At 65.4% G+C, this 19,186-nt stretch carries 13 protein-coding genes; 10 read left to right on the top strand and 3 right to left on the bottom strand.

Annotated features, from left to right (window positions below; genetic code table 11):
- From VK804_RS13885 to mutM, 3 genes are all read right to left on the bottom strand, one after another.
- Positions 1 to 952, bottom strand: a 952-nt coding sequence (locus tag VK804_RS13885; RefSeq protein WP_325371392.1) for a gamma-glutamyltransferase family protein, incomplete at its 3' end; no start/stop codon positions are given.
- A gap of 78 nt (positions 953 to 1,030) precedes the next feature.
- Positions 1,031 to 1,591 carry a GNAT family N-acetyltransferase gene (locus VK804_RS13880; RefSeq protein ID WP_325371391.1) on the bottom strand — a complete coding sequence of 187 codons (561 nt, stop codon included), beginning with the start codon at positions 1,589 to 1,591 and terminating at the stop codon, positions 1,031 to 1,033.
- Between the two features lie 22 nt (positions 1,592 to 1,613).
- Positions 1,614 to 2,495, bottom strand: coding sequence for a bifunctional DNA-formamidopyrimidine glycosylase/DNA-(apurinic or apyrimidinic site) lyase (mutM, locus tag VK804_RS13875; protein WP_325371390.1), 882 nt, complete (start codon positions 2,493 to 2,495; stop codon positions 1,614 to 1,616).
- A gap of 91 nt (positions 2,496 to 2,586) precedes the next feature.
- On the opposite strand from mutM, the gene ubiE reads away from it, so the two are divergent.
- From ubiE to addA, 10 genes are all read left to right on the top strand, one after another.
- Entirely contained in the window at positions 2,587 to 3,348 is a 762-nt protein-coding gene (ubiE, locus tag VK804_RS13870) for a bifunctional demethylmenaquinone methyltransferase/2-methoxy-6-polyprenyl-1,4-benzoquinol methylase UbiE (RefSeq protein ID WP_325371389.1), read from the top strand.
- Positions 3,345 to 4,910 carry a 2-polyprenylphenol 6-hydroxylase gene (ubiB, locus tag VK804_RS13865; protein ID WP_325371388.1) on the top strand — a complete coding sequence of 522 codons (1,566 nt, stop codon included), beginning with the start codon at positions 3,345 to 3,347 and terminating at the stop codon, positions 4,908 to 4,910. Before ubiE ends, ubiB begins: the two co-directional genes overlap by 4 nt.
- Before the next feature lie 55 nt (positions 4,911 to 4,965).
- Complete coding sequence (coaBC, locus tag VK804_RS13860) at positions 4,966 to 6,375, top strand: bifunctional phosphopantothenoylcysteine decarboxylase/phosphopantothenate--cysteine ligase CoaBC (protein WP_325371387.1); 1,410 nt, start codon at positions 4,966 to 4,968, stop codon at positions 6,373 to 6,375.
- Positions 6,372 to 6,830 carry a dUTP diphosphatase gene (gene dut / locus VK804_RS13855; protein WP_325371386.1) on the top strand — a complete coding sequence of 153 codons (459 nt, stop codon included), beginning with the start codon at positions 6,372 to 6,374 and terminating at the stop codon, positions 6,828 to 6,830. Before coaBC ends, dut begins: the two co-directional genes overlap by 4 nt.
- A gap of 188 nt (positions 6,831 to 7,018) precedes the next feature.
- Positions 7,019 to 9,538 carry a sensor histidine kinase gene (locus VK804_RS13850; RefSeq protein WP_325371393.1) on the top strand — a complete coding sequence of 840 codons (2,520 nt, stop codon included), beginning with the start codon at positions 7,019 to 7,021 and terminating at the stop codon, positions 9,536 to 9,538.
- Entirely contained in the window at positions 9,535 to 11,058 is a 1,524-nt protein-coding gene (gene tsaE / locus VK804_RS13845) for a tRNA (adenosine(37)-N6)-threonylcarbamoyltransferase complex ATPase subunit type 1 TsaE (protein WP_325371385.1), read from the top strand. The genes VK804_RS13850 and tsaE overlap by 4 nt, the downstream gene beginning before the upstream one ends.
- Positions 11,059 to 11,151: 93 nt before the next feature.
- Positions 11,152 to 11,472 (top strand): PilZ domain-containing protein, encoded by a 321-nt coding sequence (locus VK804_RS13840; RefSeq protein WP_325371384.1) that lies wholly within the window; start codon positions 11,152 to 11,154, stop codon positions 11,470 to 11,472.
- A 123-nt stretch (positions 11,473 to 11,595) separates the two neighbouring features.
- Positions 11,596 to 12,318: a nucleotidyltransferase family protein gene (locus tag VK804_RS13835; protein WP_325371383.1), complete on the top strand. Its 723-nt coding sequence runs from the start codon at positions 11,596 to 11,598 to the stop codon at positions 12,316 to 12,318.
- Positions 12,319 to 12,498: 180 nt separating this feature from the next.
- Positions 12,499 to 15,642 (top strand): double-strand break repair protein AddB, encoded by a 3,144-nt coding sequence (gene addB, locus VK804_RS13830; protein ID WP_325371382.1) that lies wholly within the window; start codon positions 12,499 to 12,501, stop codon positions 15,640 to 15,642.
- A complete protein-coding gene (gene addA, locus VK804_RS13825) occupies positions 15,639 to 19,127 on the top strand; it encodes a double-strand break repair helicase AddA (RefSeq protein WP_414642776.1) in 3,489 nt (1,162 codons plus the stop codon). The genes addB and addA overlap by 4 nt, the downstream gene beginning before the upstream one ends.
- The last annotated feature ends 59 nt before the right edge of the window (positions 19,128 to 19,186 follow it).

Below are 19,186 nucleotides of genomic sequence, written 5' to 3'. Positions count from 1 at the left end.
GGTCGGCAAAGGCGATCTTCAGCACTTCGGCCAACAGATGGATCGTCTCGGTTGTACCGAAGCCAAGCGCCGTCATGTCGTAGCCTTCGAGAATGTTCAGCATCTGCGCGATGTGCACGCCGGAGGCCGCGGGCGGCGGCGGCCCCAAAATTTCCCAGCCGCGATAATTGGCCCGGATCGGCGCGCGCTCGACGGTTTTGTAAGAGACAAGATCCTCGCGGGTGATGAAGCCGCCATGCGCCTTCATGTAATCGACCAGGATGTCGCCGAGCGGTCCTTGATAAAGCGCGGCCTCGCCATGCCGCGAAATATGCGCGAGCGTCTCGGCATATTCGGCCGGCATTACCCGGTCACCGGCCTTCAGCGGCATTCCATCTGGCAGATAGACCGCCGAGATCGCCTTGTCCTTCAGCATCTCCTGCGCGCCATCGACGATGCACTCATGCAAATAGGGCGTCGCGACAAAGCCGCGCGAGGCATGCCTGATGGCGGGCTGCATCACATCGGCCAGACTCATGGTGCCGAAGCGTTGCAGCGTCTCGCACCACGCCTTGAGCGAACCGGGCGTGGTGACGGCTTTTGGGCCGTTGAGGTTCTCTTCGCCGACGGTATCGAACACGTCATGCGCCGAACCCGGCTTCGATGGGTAGGTGTCGGGACGAACGCTCAGCGGCACCGTGCTCTGGCCATCGATGAAGCGATGGCTGCCGTCGGCGAGGCGAATATGCGCCATGCCGCCGCCGATGATGCCGACCATCATCGGCTCGACCACGGTCAGCGTGAACAGGGTCGCGATCGCGGCATCGATGGCGTTGCCCCCGGCGGCCAGCATCTCCGCGCCCGCGCTCGAAGCCAGCGGATGATTGCTGACCACCATGCCGCGGCTGCCTGAGGCGGGCTGCTTTTGACATTCGAAAACCGTGCCCGTGCCGTCTCGCCAGTTACTGGTCATGGTGCCGTTTCGTCCTCTGACTGCGCGAGACCATGCATAGCGGCCCGTATTGATCCGGAATAGTCATAAAACCGACAATCAGCTGGTTGAGCTTCGGCCCAGCCAGTTTTCGCGCGTCACTTTCCACCTTTCCGATTTCGTCTGGCCATCGTGATGCGAAAGCTCGATGTAGCCGACGAACTCGGCGCCGGTCTTCTGCTTGACCCGACGCGATGCCACATTGGAAACCGCGTTGCCGACGTAAAAGCTTTCGACGCCGAGCGCACAGAAGACGAAATCGTTCACGGCCGTGATGGCCTCGGTCATCAAACCCCTGTTCCAATAGGGCTCCGCCAGCCAAAATCCACGATTGCCTTTGGGGTCCTTCGCCGTTGGGTAAAAAGCAATGTTGCCGATCGCTTCGCCGTCGCCGGACCGAAGCACCAGAACCCATTGATAGACTTCTTCGCCCGTGGCGATTTTTTCCAGCTGCTGCTTGATGAAGCTTTCCGCGCCGTCGTCGGGATATGGCCAGGGCACCACGGTCGCGAGGTGCCTGATGATATTCCAGTTGTTGAAGTGGCGCTGGATCGCCGGCGCATCCGACAGCGCAAGCGGCCTCAAGATCAGGCGGCTGGTTTGAATGGTCGGAGTGCCCATCGCGTTTTACCCGTGCCGCGAACTATTTCTGGCATTTCGGGCACCAGAAGGTCGAGCGGCCGTTCTGGGTGAAGCGCTTGACGATGCCGTTGCAACCCGCGGTCTGGCATTTTTCGCCCTCGCGGTCGTAGACCTGGAATGAATGCTGGAAATAGCCGAGTTCGCCCGAGGTCTGGCGGTGGTCGCGCAGCGACGAACCGCCGGCCTTGATCGCCTGGTTCAGCACCGCATGAATCGCCGTCACCAGGCGCTTGGCGTGATCGGTGGGTTCAGCTTTTTTCGTTGCAAGCGTCGCGGCCAGCCGTCGCGGCGATAATTGCGCGCGAAACAGCGCCTCGCAGACATAGATGTTGCCGAGACCCGCCACCACGCGCTGGTCGAGCAGCGCGGCCTTCAGGCTGGTCTTCTTGTTGGCGCAGGAATGCGCCAGCATTTTTGCATCGAATTCGTTGCCGAGCGGCTCGGGGCCCAAGCCCCTGAGCAATGGCTCGTCCTCGATCGCCTTGCGGGCGATGATCTTCATGTAACCGAAGCGGCGCGGATCGTTGAAGATGACGGCCGCGCCCGATGACATGTGGAACACCACATGATCATGCGCGCCGTTCTTGCCCCTCGGATGATGGAATTGGCCCGGCACGCTCTTTTCATCGTCCTTTATCACGCGGAACGAACCCGACATGCCCAGATGCATCAACAGCACGTCGCCGGAACCAAGGTCGGCCATCAGATATTTGGCGCGGCGGCCGAGACCGGTCACGGTCTGGCCGGTCAGCCGCGCGGCAAAATCCTTCTGAAAGGGAAAGCGCAGGTCCTTGCGGCGGATTTCCGCCTTGACGATTTTCGACCCCTCCATGACCGGCTGCAGGCCGCGGCGGACGGTTTCGACTTCGGGCAGTTCGGGCATGGATCGGCGTTCACCTTGTGATGTTGACGTGATAGCGACATTGCGGCGGGCGCGCTATGGTCCGGCTGTTGCAAGTTTGAGGGCGTAAGTGATGGATCGGCCTGACCAAACCACGCATTTCGGCTTCCGGGACGTAGCCCTGGGCGACAAGCAGGCGCTGGTGAACGACGTGTTTCACAGCGTGGCCCAGCGCTACGACCTGATGAACGACCTGATGTCGGCGGGCCTGCACCGGGTCTGGAAAGACATCATGGTCAACATGCTCAATCCGCCGCGCACGGATCGGCCGTTTGCGTTGCTCGATGTCGCCGGCGGCACCGGCGACGTCGCGTTCCGCGCCGCCAAGGCGGCCGGCGCGGGCTTTCGTGCCACCGTCTGCGACATCAATTCCGACATGCTCGATGTGGGACGCGGGCGCGCGGCGGCGCGGCATCTCGACGAGAAGGTGTCGTTCGTCGAAGGCAATGCCGAGCGGCTCGCGTTTCCCGACCGCGGCTTCGACGGCTACACCATCGCCTTCGGCATCCGCAATGTGCCGCGGATCGATCGCGCTTTAAGCGAGGCGTTTCGCGTGCTGAAACCCGGCGGCAGATTCCTTTGCCTGGAATTTTCCACCGTCGATGTGCCCGGGCTCGACCGGATCTACGAGCTGTTTTCGTTCAAGGTGATTCCGACGCTCGGCCGCGCGGTGACGGGCGATGCCGACTCCTATCAATACCTGGTGGAATCGATCCGCAAGTTTCCGAGGCCCAACGCGTTTGCCGACATGATCCGCGCGGCCGGCTTTTCCCGTGTCGGCTGGCAGAGTTTGTCGGGCGGCATCGTGGCGTTGCATTCGGGCTGGCGTTTGTGATCTCTGCCATTACCCACACCGCGCGGCTCGCCCGCGCCGGCTTTGTGTTCGCCCGCGAGGGCGTGTTCGGCGTGGTCGATCCGAGCCTGGTGCCGCCGCCCGGGCAGCTCGCGCTTCGCATCGCGCGGATCATCGAGCGCCCCGGCGCCAAATCCGGCCCGCGGCTGTCGCGCGCGCTGACCATGCTGGGACCGGCCTACCTGAAACTCGGACAGTTCCTCGCCACCCGGCCCGACGTGGTCGGTGTCATGATGGCGCGCGACCTGGAAAGCCTGCAGGACCGGCTGCCGCCGTTCTCGCAAAGCGAGGCCGAGGCCGCGATCGCCCAATCGCTGGAACGCCCGGTGGCGCAGGCTTTTGCGAGCTTCGGCCCCGCGGTCGCCGCTGCCTCGATCGCGCAAGTCCATCGCGGCGAGACCGAGCGCGACGGGGTGCGAACCGCCGTGGCGGTGAAGATCCTGCGGCCCAATGTGGCGTCGCGGTTTCGCCGCGACCTCGCGGACTTCTTCTTTGTCGCGCACCAGGCCGAACGCTACTCCGCGGAAGCGCGAAGGCTGCGGCTGGTCGAAGTCATCAATACCATGTCGCGCTCGGTGGCGATGGAGATGGATTTGCGGCTGGAGGCGGCCGCGCTGTCCGAGATGGCCGAAAATACCCGCGACGATCCGGATTTTCGCGTCCCCGCCGTCGACTGGGACCGCACCACGCACAATGTGCTGACCATGGAGTGGATCGACGGCATTGCGCTGAGCGATCACGCGCGGCTGGAGCAATCGCAGGTCGACCTGCCCGACCTCGGGCGCAAGGTGATCCAGAGTTTCCTGCGCCACGCGCTGCGTGACGGTTTCTTTCACGCCGACATGCATCCCGGAAATTTGTTCCTCGACGACGCCGGCCGGCTGGTCGCGGTCGACTTCGGCATCATGGGCCGGCTGGGGATGAAGGAACGGCGCTTCCTCGCCGAGATTCTATTGGGCTTCATCACCCGCGATTATCGCCGCGTCGCCGAGGTGCATTTCGAGGCCGGCTATGTGCCGGCGCATCATTCGGTGGAGAATTTCGCGCAGGCGATCCGCGCCATCGGCGAGCCGATCCACAACCGCACCGCCGAAGAAATTTCCATGGCGAAGCTGCTGACGCTGCTGCTCGAGGTCACCGGCCTGTTCGACATGCGCACCCGGCCCGAACTGATCCTGTTGCAGAAGACCATGGTGGTGGTCGAGGGCGTTGCCCGCAGCTTCGATCCGAAGCTCGACATCTGGAAGACCGCCGATCCGGTGGTGCGCGAATGGATCGAGCGCAACCTCGGCCCGGTCGGACGCATCCAGGGCGCGATGGCAGGCGCCGGCGAGATCGGCCGCGTGCTGGCAGGCCTTCCGGCCATCGTGGGGCGGTCGGTCGCGGTACTGGAGCAGTTGGAAGCCATGACCCGGGAGGGACTGACCCTGTCGGAGGAAACCATCGGCAACATGGGCGTGGTCGAAAGCCGATGGCGAACCATCGCACACTGGGTCATCGCTGCCGCATTCATTGGGATAATGCTGGCAATTCTTCGTCATTGATTGCAATGAATGCAAAAAATGATATCATTGCTAGCAGTTCTTGTCCGAGGCGTCCATGGCCAGCCTGACCATCCGAAAACTCGACGACGCCATCCGGGACGCGCTGCGGCTGCGTGCGGCCCGCAACGGGCGCTCGGTTGAAGACGAGGTGCGGGTGATCCTGCGCGAGGCCTCGCAGAACCGCCCTGCGGCCTCTGCCGCCGCGTCAGAGACGGCGCGGCATCCGACCCCGCGCACCGCCGAAGGCCTTTCGCGGGTCACCCTGATCATCGGCGGCGGCATCGCCGCCTACAAGTCGCTGGACCTGATCCGGCGGCTGAAGGAACGCCACATCCGCGTCCGCTGCGTGTTGACCAAGGCTGCCCAGCAATTCGTCACGCCCTTGGCCGCCGGCGCGCTGTCGAATGAGCGCGCCTACACCGACCTGTTCGATCCCGAGAGCGAGTTCGATGCCGGGCATATCCGGCTGGCGCGCGAGTGCGATCTGATCGTGGTGGCGCCGGCGACCGCGGATTTGATGGCGAAGATGGCGAGCGGCCATGCCGACGACCTCGCCAGCGCCATCCTGCTCGCGGCCAGCGGGCCGATCCTGCTGGCCCCGGCAATGAACCCCCTGATGTGGAACAATGCCGCGACCCGCCGCAATGTCGCACAGCTCCAGCGCGACGGCATCGCCATGGTGGGTCCCAATGCCGGCGAAATGGCCGAGGCGGGCGAGGCCGGGGTCGGACGGATGGCCGAGCCAACGGAGATCGCCGCCGCCGCCGAGCGACTGCTGCATCCACCGCAGCCGCGTCCGCTGGCGGGAAAGCGCGTCCTCATTACCGCGGGTCCGACGCACGAGCCGATCGATCCCGTGCGCTACATCGCCAACCGCTCCTCCGGCAAACAGGGATTTGCCATCGCTGCCGCAGCACAGGCCGCCGGCGCCGATGTGATGTTGATCTCCGGCCCGGTCGATCTCGACGATCCCGCAGGCGTCACCGTGAAGCATGTGGAATCCGCGCGCGACATGCTGCACCAGGTGGAAGCGGCGTTGCCGGCCGACATCGCGATCTTCGCCGCCGCGGTCGCCGACTGGCGCGTCGCCAACGCGGGCGAACAGAAGCTGAAAAAGACCGCGGCCGGGATGCCGCCGCTGCAGCTGGTGGAAAATCCGGACATCCTGGCGACGATTTCAAAATTGCCCGACAGGCGTCCGGGACTCGTGATCGGCTTCGCCGCCGAGACCGAAAACCTGATCGACAACGCCAAGGCAAAACTGGCGCGCAAGGGCTGCGACTGGATCGTCGCCAACGACGTCTCGCCGGCCACGGGCGTGATGGGCGGCGACCGCAACACGGTTCATCTCTTGACCCGCGACGGGTCGGAGATCCATGTCGACTCCTGGCCTGTCATGTCCAAGGAAGAAGTCGCCGCCGCGCTGGTGGCGCGGATCGCCAAAACAGTCGGGAAAAGTTCGTGAGCGCGAGCGTCAAAGTCGAGATCCTGCAATTGCCGCACGGCGAAGGCCTGGCGCTGCCGGCCTATCAAAGCGCCCACGCCGCCGGACTCGATCTGCTGGCGGCGGTACCGGAGGATTCGCCGCTGACACTTTCGCCGGGACAGTCCGCGCTGGTGCCGACCGGGCTCATCATCGCGCTGCCGCCGGGCTATGAGGCGCAGGTCCGTCCGCGCTCGGGCCTGGCCGCAAAGCACGGCATCACCGTGCTGAACGCGCCCGGCACGGTCGATGCCGATTACCGCGGCGAGATCGGCGTGCTCCTGATCAACCACGGCGGGGCGCCGTTTGCGATCCGCCGCGGCGAGCGCATCGCGCAGCTGGTCATCGCGTCCGTGGTGCGCGCCGAACTGGTTCCCGCGGTGACGCTCTCGACGACCGAGCGCGGCGGTGGCGGCTTCGGTTCGACCGGCCGCTAATCCACGTAAAGCTACGGATTCATTTTTATAAAAATCGCGCCGATAAGGTTTAGGCCGGCATTTTTTTGCACCGGGATTCGCGTTCACGGTCTGGACTCTTACCCGCTGACTCCCGATGGGGATATTGTCGTTTGATTCGCACGGCGGGGGTCATCGCCGGGCGTGAAGTCGTGCGGTTTGGGGCAAACATGTCGGGCGTGATCGGTACGATGCGTCGGACCCTGCTGTCGTGCACATCGCTCGCACGTAACGGCGTGCTCGCCGCTGCCGCCACCGCATTCGCATCAGTGACGCCGGCATATGCCGGCGATTCGTCGCTATTGGACACGATCGCAGGCTATTTCGGTCTCTACCGTCAGGAATTCGCGGTGCTGACCACGGCGCTGGCGCTGGTCGGCTTCTCCGTGATGGCGGCGATCCTGTTGATGCGCACGAGGCTGCGCGCGGGACGAAGCGAGGCGCGGCTGCGCGCCGACATCGGCGAATTGCAGGTCCAGGCCGACCGGTTCCGGGCGCTGTTGTTCGCGGAGCCGCAGATCCTGATTTCGTGGCCGGCCGGCGGCCATCGCCCGGAAATCGCCGGCGACACCGCGCTGTTGATGCCGCCGGACGCCCAGCCGCATCAGCCCCAGCGCATCCTCGCCTTCGGAACCTGGCTGCCGCCGGAGCCGGCGCTGCAGATCGATCATGCGGTCGACGCGCTGCGCGAGTCCGGCGAAGGCTTTCTGCTCAATCTCACCACATCGAACGGGCGCTCGATCGAAGCCATGGGCCGCGCCATCGGCGGCCAGGCCATTGTACGGATTCGCGAGCTCGGCGGCGTGCGCCGGGAACTCGCCGAGTCCAACCTCCGCTACAAGACGCTGCTGGAGGAAACCGAGCTATTGCGCGACTTCGCCGCCGCCGCGCCCTGGCCGATCTGGGCCAGGAGCGCGCAGGGACAGCTGCGCTACGCCAATGCCGCCTATGCCAAGGCCACCGAGGCCACGGGCGTGGCGGACGCCATCCATCGCAATCTCGAACTGCTCGAAAGCGACCAGCGCGACGACGTCGCCCGCGCGCTCAACGACAATTCCGCCTTCACCGCGCGCCTGCCGATCGTGGTCGGCGGCGAGCGCCGGGTCTACGACGTCCATGCGCTGCGCCTCGGCAGCGGCAACGCCGGCATCGCCATCGATGCCAGCGAGGCGACCGCCTTGCGCGCGGCGGTGGTGCGGATGGCGGAGGCGCATCGCCGCACCCTCGATCAGCTGTCCTCCGGCGTAGCCGTATTCGACGGCCAGCGGCGGCTTGCCTTCTACAACGACTCCTATCGCCGCCTCTGGGACCTCGACCGCGCCTTTCTCGACGGCAATCCCGACGATTCCAGCGTGCTCGACCGCCTGCGCGCCGCGCGCAAGCTGCCGGAGCAGCCGGATTTCCGGGCCTGGAAGGCCAAACTGCACGAAGCCTATCGCGCGGTCGATCCGGAAAAGGATACCTGGTATCTGCCCGACGGCCGCGCCGTCAGCGTCGTCACCACGCCAAATCCGGAAGGCGGCGTCACCTATCTGTTCGACGACGTCACCGAAAGCCTGCAACTCGCCCGCCGCTTCGACGGACTGATCCGGGTGCAGCGCGAAACCCTCGACAATCTCACCGAGGCGGTCGCGGTGTTCGGCAGCAACGGCCGCGCGCAATTGTTCAATCCGGCCTTCGCCAAAATGTGGAAGCTGTCGGCCGAGGCGCTGCGCGAGCAGCCGCATATCGAGACCGTGGAAGGCTGGTGCAGGCCGCTGTTCGACGACGCCGACACCTGGCGGACCATCCGCGAGGCGGTCACGCGGATCGAGAACCGCGTCGAGGTGCCGCTGAAGCTGGAGCGCAAGGACGGCAGCGTGCTCGACTGCATGACCATGCCGTTGCCCGACGGCGCCACCATGCTGACCTTCCAGGACATTACCGATACCGAGAACGTCGAGCGGGCGCTGCGCGAGCGTGCCGAGGCGCTGGAGGCGGCCGGCCAGATCAAGATCGATTTCGTCCACCACGTGTCCTATGAATTGCGTTCGCCGCTGACCACCATCATTGGCTTTGCCCATCTCCTGACCGATCCCGCCACTGGCCCGTTGACGCCGAAGCAGGCCGAGTATCTCAACTACATCACCACCTCGACCAACTCGCTGTTTGCCCTCATCAACAACATTCTCGATCTCGCCACCATCGACGCCGGTGCGATGACGCTAGAGCTTGGCCCCGTCGATATCCGCAAAACCATCGATACTGCCGCAGAGGGAATTCAAGACCGACTCGCTCGCGACCGAATCGAACTCAAGATCGATGCCGATCCCAACATCGGGAGTTTCATCGCCGATGGCAGCCGCGTGCTGCAGGTACTGTATAATCTTCTCGCCAACGCCGTCGGATTTTCACCAAAGGATTCCACCATCACCCTCAGCGCCAAACGCACGGAATACAATGTGGTCTTCGCCGTTACCGATTCCGGACCCGGCATTCCACCCGAGGTCAAGGAAAAGGTGTTCGACTGGTTCGAGAGTCATTCCAATGGATCGCAGCATCGCGGCGCGGGGCTGGGCTTGCCGCTTGTGAAGTCATTCGTCGAACTGCATGGGGGCAACGTTAACTTGGATTCGATCGTCGGCCGAGGCACGACCGTGACCTGCGACTTTCCGATCGACCAGGCCGCGCATCGCAACGCCGCGGAATGATCGCGCCGACGACATTCTCGCTGGCGCTCTCGAACGAGACGGCGACCGCGCATCTGATGGCCGATCTGGCGTTGCTGATCGGCCCCGGCGACGTCATCACGCTGTCGGGCGACCTCGGCGCCGGCAAGACCGCGGCGGCGCGCGCGTTGATCCGCTATCTCGCCGGCGACGATACGCTGGAAATTCCGAGCCCGACCTTCACGCTGGTCCAGGCCTACGACCTGCCGCCTTTTCCGCTGGTTCACGCCGACCTGTACCGCATCAACGACCCCACTGAGCTGGAAGAGATCGGCCTGTCCCCGTTGCCGGAAGCCACGGTGGCGCTGATCGAATGGCCGGAGCGGGCGCCCGCGGCGCTGCCACAGGACCGCATCGATATCGCGCTGAGCCATCGTCCGGCGCTGGGTTCGACCGCCCGCGCCGCCGAGATCACCGGCCATGGCAAGGCCGCCGCGATCGTGGCGCGGCTGAAGGCGCTGCGGCAGTTCCTCGACGGCGCCGGCTTTGGCGAGGCAAAGCGCCAGCGCATGGCCGGCGACGCCTCGACGCGCTCCTATGCGCGGCTAATCCGCGACGACGGCGTCTTCATCCTGATGAACTCGCCGCAGCGGCCCGACGGGCCCGCGATCTATCACGGCAAGTCGTACAGTGCAGCGGTGCACCTGGCCGAGGACGTCAAGCCGTTCGTCGCCATCGCGGGCGGTCTTCGCGAACGCGGCTTTTCCGCCCCCGCGATCCGCCACGCCGACCTCGATGCGGGATTCCTGATCACCGAGGATTTCGGCAGCGCTGGATTTATCGAGGGCGATCCGCCCGCGCCGATCGGCGAGCGCTACGAAGCGGCGACCGACATGCTGGTGGCGCTGCACCGCGAGGCGTTGCCCGAAATTCTCCCGCTGGCCCCGCATCTCAGCTACGCCATCCCCACCTTCGACACCGACGCGCTGCTGACCGAGATGGGACTGATGCTGGAATGGTATCTGCCGGATCGCGGAGCTCCGCCTTCGGACGACCTGCGTGCCGAATTCGTCACGATGTGGCGCGATCTCCTCGGCAAGCCCGCGGCCGCCGCCAAGACCTGGGCATTGCGCGACTTTCATTCGCCCAATCTGATCTGGCTCGACCAACGCGCCGGCATCGCGAGGGTCGGCGTCATCGACTTCCAGGACACGGTGCTGGCGCCGGCCGCCTACGATCTGGTGTCGCTGTTGCAGGATGCGCGGATCGACGTGCCCGAGCAGCTCGAACTGGCGCTGTTGACGCGCTACATCAAGGCGCGGCGCGCTTCCGACGATGGCTTCGATCCGGCCGGTTTCGCCGAGCTCTATGCGATCATGTCGGTGCAGCGCAACACGAAATTGCTCGGCATATTCGCCCGGCTCAACCGACGCGACGGCAAGCCGCAATATCTCCGCCACCAACCCCGAATCTGGACCTATCTCGGTCGTTCATTGGCCCACCCGGCGCTGGCGCGCGCCCGGGAATGGTATGCCGCCAACGTTCCGCCGCCGGGTCCGTAGTTTACCGGTTGTTAGCCGTCTCCCCTTTAGTCTGGCGGTAACACCCTGCCGTTCAGCGCAGGGCGCAATGGCTTCGATGGCTGGAGCAGTTCAATGACGGCCGAACGGCGCAGAGGCGAGCGCGTTACATTCGAACGCGGCATTCCCGCGCATATGATGGGCATCGACGGCACCTGGCGCCGCGACTGCACAATGGAAGACATTTCGGAGACCGGCGCCAAACTCACGGTCGAAGGTTCCGTGGAGGGCTTGCATCTGAAGGAATTCTTCCTGCTGTTGTCATCCACCGGTCTCGCCTATCGCCGCTGCGAACTGTCCTGGGTCAACGGCGACCAGATCGGCGTAAACTTCCTGAAGCAGGGCGACAAGAAGCGGAAGGCGGCAAAGCGCGGCTCGCAGACCGTGGAAGTCTGACCGCGCCGGCCTTCGGGTCGCACAACCGTCATGCGGGGCGGTTATGGCATCAACCCGCGCGATGCGCGGTGTGAATCGCCGTGATATGGTTCGAAGCATACGGTTCGAGAGAACTTTCAGGAAATGTCCGTCAAACCCGACAAAGCCATGGTCCTCGCCGCCGGTCTCGGCGTGCGCATGCGTCCCCTGACGGACCGGATGCCAAAGCCGCTGGTGCAGGTGGCCGGACGTGCGCTGCTCGACCATGCGCTCGACAAGCTTGCCGACGCCGGCGTCAGCCAAGCCGTGGTCAATGTGCACTATCTGCCCGACCAGATCATCGATCACGTCGCCTCGCGCACGCGGCCGCGCGTGATCATCTCCGACGAACGCGACCAGGTGCTCGGCACCGGCGGCGGCGTGGTCAAGGCCCTGCCCTTGCTCGGCCCCGCGCCGTTCTTCCATGTCAACGCCGATACCTTGTGGATCGATGGCGTGCGGCCCAACCTGGCGCGGCTGGCAGAAACTTTCGATCCTTCACGCATGGACATCCTGTTGCTGATGGCGCCGACCACCAGCAGCATCGGCTATGGCGGCCGCGGCGACTATGCCATGCTGCCCGACGGCGCGCTGCGCAAGCGCCGGGAACATCAGGTGGTGCCGTTCGTCTATGCCGGCGCCGCGATCATGTCGCCGTCGCTGTTCGCCGATGCGCCAACGGGTGAATTCTCGCTGACCAAGATGTTCGATTCTGCCAACGAACAGGAGCGGCTATTCGGCCTCAGGCTAGACGGCGTCTGGATGCATGTCGGAACCCCCGACGCGGTCGGCGCGGCGGAAGAGGCGTTTCTCGAAAGCGTGGCGTAGGATCGCTCTCGTAGGGTGGGCAAAGCGCAGCGTGCCCACCATCTCGCAAAAAATTAGGACAGTTATGGTGGGCACGCTTGGCTTTGCCCACCCTACAGGTTACCGCCGCACCCAATTAGAAATCGCTCCCGAAAACCGCCCATGCCATGATGCGGCCTGATCTTCGAATCAGGAAGGCCCATGCGCGTTTTCAGCGTTCCCCTGTCCGTGCCGTTCCTGCGCAGCGTCATCGCCGCGCTGGTCGACGGCCGGCTGGTCGACGGGTTCGAAGCGCGCTCCGATCCGGCACGGCTGGCGCAGGCGACGCTCTATCTTCCGACCCGTCGCGCCGGCCGGCTGGCGCATGGCATCTTCCTGGATGTGCTCGGCAAGGATGCGGCGATCCTGCCGCGCATTGTCGCGCTCGGCGACATCGACGAGGATGAGCTTGCGTTTGCGGAAGATTCCGAACCCGGCGGGATCGCCCCGCTGGACGTTCCGCCCAAACTCGGTGAACTCGAACGCCGGCTGGTGCTGTCGAGACTTATCGCCGCCTGGGCCAAACGGCCGGGGCTGTCGCCGCTGGTGGTCGGCGGTCCTGCCTCCACGCTTAGACTGGCCGGCGACCTTGCGCGGCTGATCGACGACATGGTGACACGCGGCGTCGACTGGAGCGCGCTTGACCGTCTCGTGCCCGACCAGTTCGACAAATACTGGCAACACACGCTGGATTTCCTGAAAATCGCCCGCGACTTCTGGCCGGCTTTTCTTGCCGAAACCAACCGGATCGAGCCCGCCACACGGCGCGACCGCTTGATCGATGCTGAAGCCGAGCGCCTCACAAAGTCGTCCGACGAGCCCGTGATCGCCGCGGGCTCGACCGGATCGATGCCGTCAACGGCAAAATTCCTGCAGGCCGTGGCCCGGCTGCCGCACGGTGCGGTGGTGCTGCCGGGCCTCGATACCGACCTCGATGACGACGCCTGGCGATCAATCGGCGGCGTCAGGGATGCAAAAGGCGCCTCCACGACGCCGCCGGCCTCCAACCATCCGCAATATGCGATGCACGCCCTGCTGTCGCGCTTCGGCATCAAGCGCGGCGATGTCGAAATTCTCGGGAAGACTGCACAAGGCGGCCGCGAGGTGTTGGCATCCGAGGCGATGCGGCCGTCGAACGCCACCTCGGAATGGTACGATCGGTTGAAGCGGCTGGATATCGCGGCGCAAATCGCAGCCGGCATGGACGGGCTCGCCGTAATCGAGGCGCCGAATCCGGAGATTGAGGCGCTCGCCATTGCGGTCGCGATGCGCGAGGCGCGGCATCTGGGCAAGTCGGTGGCGCTGGTGACGCCGGACCGCGCGCTGGCGCGGCGGGTGACGGCGGCGCTCGGCCGCTGGAATCTCGAATTCGACGATTCCGGCGGCGACGCACTGACGGAAACGCCGGCCGGCATCTTTGCGCGGCTGGTGGCGGAAGCCGCGACAAAGGGATTGGAGCCGCCAACCCTGCTGGCACTGCTCAAGCATCCGATGTTCCGGCTCGGCGGCATGCATGACGCATTGAAGCGCGACATTGAAGTGCTCGAGCTTTCGCTGCTGCGCGGCACCCGACCGCAGGCCGGCGGCAGTGGTTTGGCCGCCGATTTCGCCCGCTTCCGCGATGAACTGCGCAAGTTGCGGGGCGGCGAAACCTCATCGCTGCACCGTGCCGAGCCGCGTGCACGGTTGAAAGACCACGAACTCGACCGCGCGCAATCGCTGATCGCGGCGCTCCGCAAGGCGCTGACGCCGCTGGAAGGCCTTGCTGGCTCGAGACCGCATGATTTCGCTGAACTCGCGCAGCGCCATCGCGAGACGCTGGTTGTTCTCTCCGCCGACGAGCACGGTGTCGCCACGGCATTCGAGGGCTCGGACGGGCTCGCGCTCGCGTCCGCCTTCGATGATTTGCTCGGCCGGCAGGAGAAGATCGGCCTGATGGTCGAGGCCGGCGACTATGCCGAGGTGTTCCAGACCGCCTTTGCAGACCGTCTGGTGCGGCGGCGCGAGCTGCCGGGCGCGCAAATCCACATTTTCGGCCAGTTGGAAGCGCGGTTGACGGAATCCGACCGCGTCATCCTGGGCGGGCTGGTCGAAACCGTATGGCCGCCGGCGCCGCGCGTCGATCCCTGGCTGAGCCGGCCGATGCGTCATGAACTCGGTCTCGACCTTCCGGAGCGCCGCATCGGCCTTTCTGCGCACGACTTCGCTCAACTGCTCGGTCATGAGGATGTGATCCTCACCCATTCGGCCAAGGTCGGAGGCGCTCCGGCGGTCGCCTCGCGCTTCCTGCATCGGCTGGAAGCCGTCGCGGGCGAGGAACGCTGGAGGGCGGCAAGAGCGGCCGGCGACAAGTATGTTCACTACGCCGCCGCGATCGACCAGCCCGTGGAGGTCAAGCCGATCGGGCAGCCGCAGCCCAGGCCGCCGCGCGAGACGCGTCCGACAACGCTGTCGGTCACCGCGATCGAGGACTGGCTGCGCGATCCCTACACCATCTATGCCCGCCACATTCTCAGGCTCGGCTCGCTCGATCCCGTCGACATGCCGCTGTCGGCGGCCGATCGCGGCTCTGCCATCCACGAATCGCTTGGTGAGTTCACCAGGGAATACGCCAATGCACTGCCGGACGACGCGGCAGGCGTATTGCGCCGGATCGGCGAAAAGCATTTCGCGCCGCTGATGGAGAAGCCGGAGGCGCGCGCGCTGTGGTGGCCGCGGTTCCAGCGGATCTCGCGCTGGTTCGCCGAATGGGAGGCCGGGCGCCGCGGCAACATCGCCGCCATCGCCGCCGAGATTCGGGGCGAGATCAAGATCCCCCTCGACAATGCCAGAATATTCACGCTCACCGCACGCGCCGATCGGATCGAACGCCGCGGCGACGGCAGCTTTGCCGTCCTCGACTACAAGACCGGGCAACCGCCGAGCGGAAAGCAGGTGCGGATGGGATTGTCGCCGCAGCTCACCCTGGAGGCGGCGATCCTGCGCGAGGGAGGTTTTGCCGATATCGATGCGGGCGCCTCCGTCGGAGAACTCGCCTATGTCAGATTGAGCGGCAACAATCCGCCGGGCGAGCACAAGACCGTCGAATTGAAGATCAGGCAAAACGACACGCCACAGTTGCCCGATGAGGCGGCCGATTATGCGCGGGCGGAGCTCGAGGCGCTGATCCGCCGGTTCGAGAACCCGGACGAACCGTATCGATCGCTGGTGCTGTCGATGTGGACCGCCCGCTACGGCGACTACGACAACCTCGCCCGCGTCAAGGAATGGTCCGCCGCCGGCGGCGTCGCGCTGGAGGAGTGGTGAAGGTTTTGCGCACCATTCCGCCCCCCGTCCGTGACGCGCAGGCCCGCGCATCCGATCCCGCGGCCTCCGCGTTCGTGTCGGCCAATGCCGGCTCCGGCAAGACCCACGTGCTGGTGCAGCGCGTGATCCGGCTGATGCTCGCCGGCGTGCCGCCGGAAAAGATTTTGTGCCTGACCTTCACCAAGGCGGCAGCAGCCAACATGGCCGAGCGCGTGTTCACGACGCTCGGCCACTGGGTAACGCTCGACGACGGCGCGCTCGATGCCGCGATCCGCGACGCCGGTATCGCGCACCCGACGGTGCAGCTGCGCAAATCGGCCCGCGAACTGTTCGCCTCCGCGCTGGAAACACCGGGCGGGCTGAAGGTGCAAACCATCCACGCGCTGTGCACCCGCCTGTTGCAGCAATTTCCTTTTGAGGCCAACGTACCGGCCCGCTTCACCGTGCTCGACGACCGCGACCAGACCGAGATGATGGAGCGCGCCAGCCTCGCCGTGATGCTCGATGCCTCGCGGGCACCGGACAACGCGGTCGGGCGCGCGCTGCTGGCCGCCATGGCCAACGCGGCAGACGTTACCTTCAAGGACGTCGTGCGCGAGGCATGCCTCAGCCGCGATCATTTCATGGCCTGGACCGACGCGGCCGGCGGCGCTGACGCTGCCGCAGCCCAGGTTTCGGCGGCGCTCGGAGTCGAAATCGACGATCGTCTTGACGATATCGATCAGGAGATTGTCGACGGTCCGAATTTGCCCCGGTCGCTTTGGCAGCGCGCCGCCGTAGCGCTTGCCGCGAGCAGCAATGCCGACCAGGCACAGGCCGCACGCCTCGCAGAGGCGATGCGCGCGACGGATACCGCTAAGGTCGATGAGTATCTATGCGTGTTCCTGACCGACGCCAAGACGCCGCGCGCTTCAGTCGTGACTAACAGTTTTCGAAAGAAGAATGCCGACTTCGGCGACCGGTTCGACGCCGAAGTCGATCGTCTTCCGCCCTTGATCGAAAAGCGCCGCGCGATAATGGTGCGCGACCGCACTGAAGCCCTGCTGCATATTGCGATCGCGGTCGCCGCAAACTACCGGCGCGAAAAGGCCGAGCGCGGCCTGCTCGACTATGACGACCTGATCGACAAGACGCTGGCGCTACTTGCAAGCGGAGCGTCCGGCTGGGTGCACTACAAGCTCGACCGCGGCGTCGATCACGTGCTGATCGACGAGGCGCAGGACACCAGTCCCCGGCAATGGGACATCATCGCGCATATCATCTCGGAATTCACCGCCGGCGCAGGCGCGCGTGACGGCGTGATGCGCACCGTGTTCGCCGTCGGCGACGAGAAGCAGTCGATCTTCTCCTTTCAGGGCGCGGCACCCCGGGAGTTCGACGCACGGCGGTGGGAATTGAAGAAGAAGTTCGAGGATGCCGAGCTTCGATTCGAGTCCATCCCGCTTACCTATTCCTTCCGGTCGGGACAGGCGATCCTGAGATCCGTCGATCACGTATTTCGCGACGAGGCGATCTACCGCAGCATCCACGCCGAAAAGGCCTATCCGCTGCACGAAGCGCTGCCCGATGCAGGCCCAAGCCAGATCGACCTCTGGGAGCTCTCAGTCGCCGATGAGAAGCAGGACATCGAGGGCTGGCGCGCGCCGTTCGATGGCGTGCCCGTGACCAGCGCCGAGGTCAAGCTGTCGAAACGCATCCAGAGCGAGATCGGCCGGCTGGTCGCCGGCGGCACCATGACCGGACGCCTCGGCAATCGCCGCCGCCTTAGCTATGGCGACGTGCTGGTACTGGTGCGCCGCCGCGGCAACCTGTTCGACGCCGTCATCCAGGCGATCAAGCACGCCGGCATTCCCGTGGCTGGCGCCGACCGGCTCAAACTCACCGAACACATTGCCATCATCGACTTGATGAATCTCGCCGACGCCCTGTTGCTGCCGCAGGACGATCTTGCGCTCGCGGTCGCGTTGAAAAGCCCGTTGTTCAACCTCGACGAGGACGAGCTGTTCCGGCTCGCCTGGAACCGCAAGGGATCACTGCGCGATGCGCTGACCGCTCACGCCGCCGAGAGCGGCAACTTCAGGAGTGCGCTCGAGCGGCTCGCCGAATGCGAGCGGCGCTTTCGCACCGAGACACCGTTCTCTTTCTTCGCCTGGCTGCTCGGCGGCGATCAGGGTCGCGCGCGCATCCTGCGCCGGCTCGGGCATGAGGCCAACGATGCGCTCGACGAATTCCTCGAACTGGCCATGTCCTACGAGCGGAAGGCGCCGGCCTCGCTGCAGGGGTTCATGGCCTGGCTGCGCGCCGCCGACACCGAGGTGAAACGCGACATGGAGATCTCGCGCGACGAGGTCCGCGTGATGACCGTGCATGGCGCGAAAGGGCTGGAAGCCCCCGTCGTGATCATGGCCGACACCACGACGTCGCCATCGGACACCCAGCGGCTGCGCCTCATCCATTTGCTGCAGGGCAACGGCGGCAAGGCCGTGGTCTGGGCCGGACGCAAGGCCGAGGATCCGCCTTGCGTGGCTGAGGCGCGCGACGCCATGCTGGAGGAGACCGAGCACGAATATCGCCGCCTGCTCTATGTCGCGATGACGCGCGCGGCCGATCGGCTGATTGTCGCCGGCTGCATGCCCGGCAACAGAAACAGCGTCCGCGCGGATTCCTGGTACGATTTGATCAAGCGAGGCCTTGCGAATTCAGGCCTGGATCTCCAGGAAATCCCGGCCGGCGACGGCGTGGTGAAAAGCTACCGGCGAGCCGAAGACGCAACGCGCGAGACCGGCATCGTCCTCGATGCCGGGGCAAGCACGCCTCCATCGCTGCCGGAATGGCTCTACACACCGGCCGCGCCGGCGCAAACCATCGACCCTCGGCTACGCCCGTCCGATGCCGGCGCGGATGAGGGCAAAACCTTCCGCAGCGGCGAATCGCTCGCACTGCGGGCCCGCGCGCTCCAGCGCGGCACGCTGGTGCACCGGCTGCTGCAATCCCTCCCCGATATTGCCCCTGAGCGGCGCCGCGACGCCGCGCTGGGCTACCTTGCCCGCAATGCCGGCGGCTGGTCCGACGGCGAATGTGCGGCGCTGGCAGAGAGCGTGCTGGCGCTGGTCGGCAACCCGCTGTTCGCGCCGGTATTTGCGTCGGGTAGCCGCGCCGAGGTCTCCATCGCGGGAAGGCTGGATCGGCCGGGACGGCCTCCGGCCCTGGTATCAGGGCAAATCGACCGGCTGGCGGTGACGCCAACCGAGGTCCTGATCGTCGATTTCAAGACCAACCTCGCCCCGCCCAGCCTGCCGGCCGGGGCGCCTTCGGCCTATGTCCGCCAGCTCGCACTTTACCGCGCGATACTGCAGAAGCTTTATCCCCAGCGGCTGGTCCGGGCAGCGTTGCTTTGGACCGAAACGCCTGAATTGATGGAGATTCCTGCTCCTGCGCTGGACGCGCAACTGGCCACCATTATCCAGGGGGATGAGCAAGCTTGACCCGGCAACCGCCCGTTCATAGGTTGGCTGCATGATCCCCGCGGCGATTCTAAGGGCCG

The organism is Bradyrhizobium sp., from assembly GCF_035484855.1.
Classification (GTDB): Bacteria; Pseudomonadota; Alphaproteobacteria; order Rhizobiales; family Xanthobacteraceae; genus Bradyrhizobium.
Note: the sequence above shows the minus strand (reverse complement) of the source record. Positions and strands in the feature narration are given on the sequence as shown.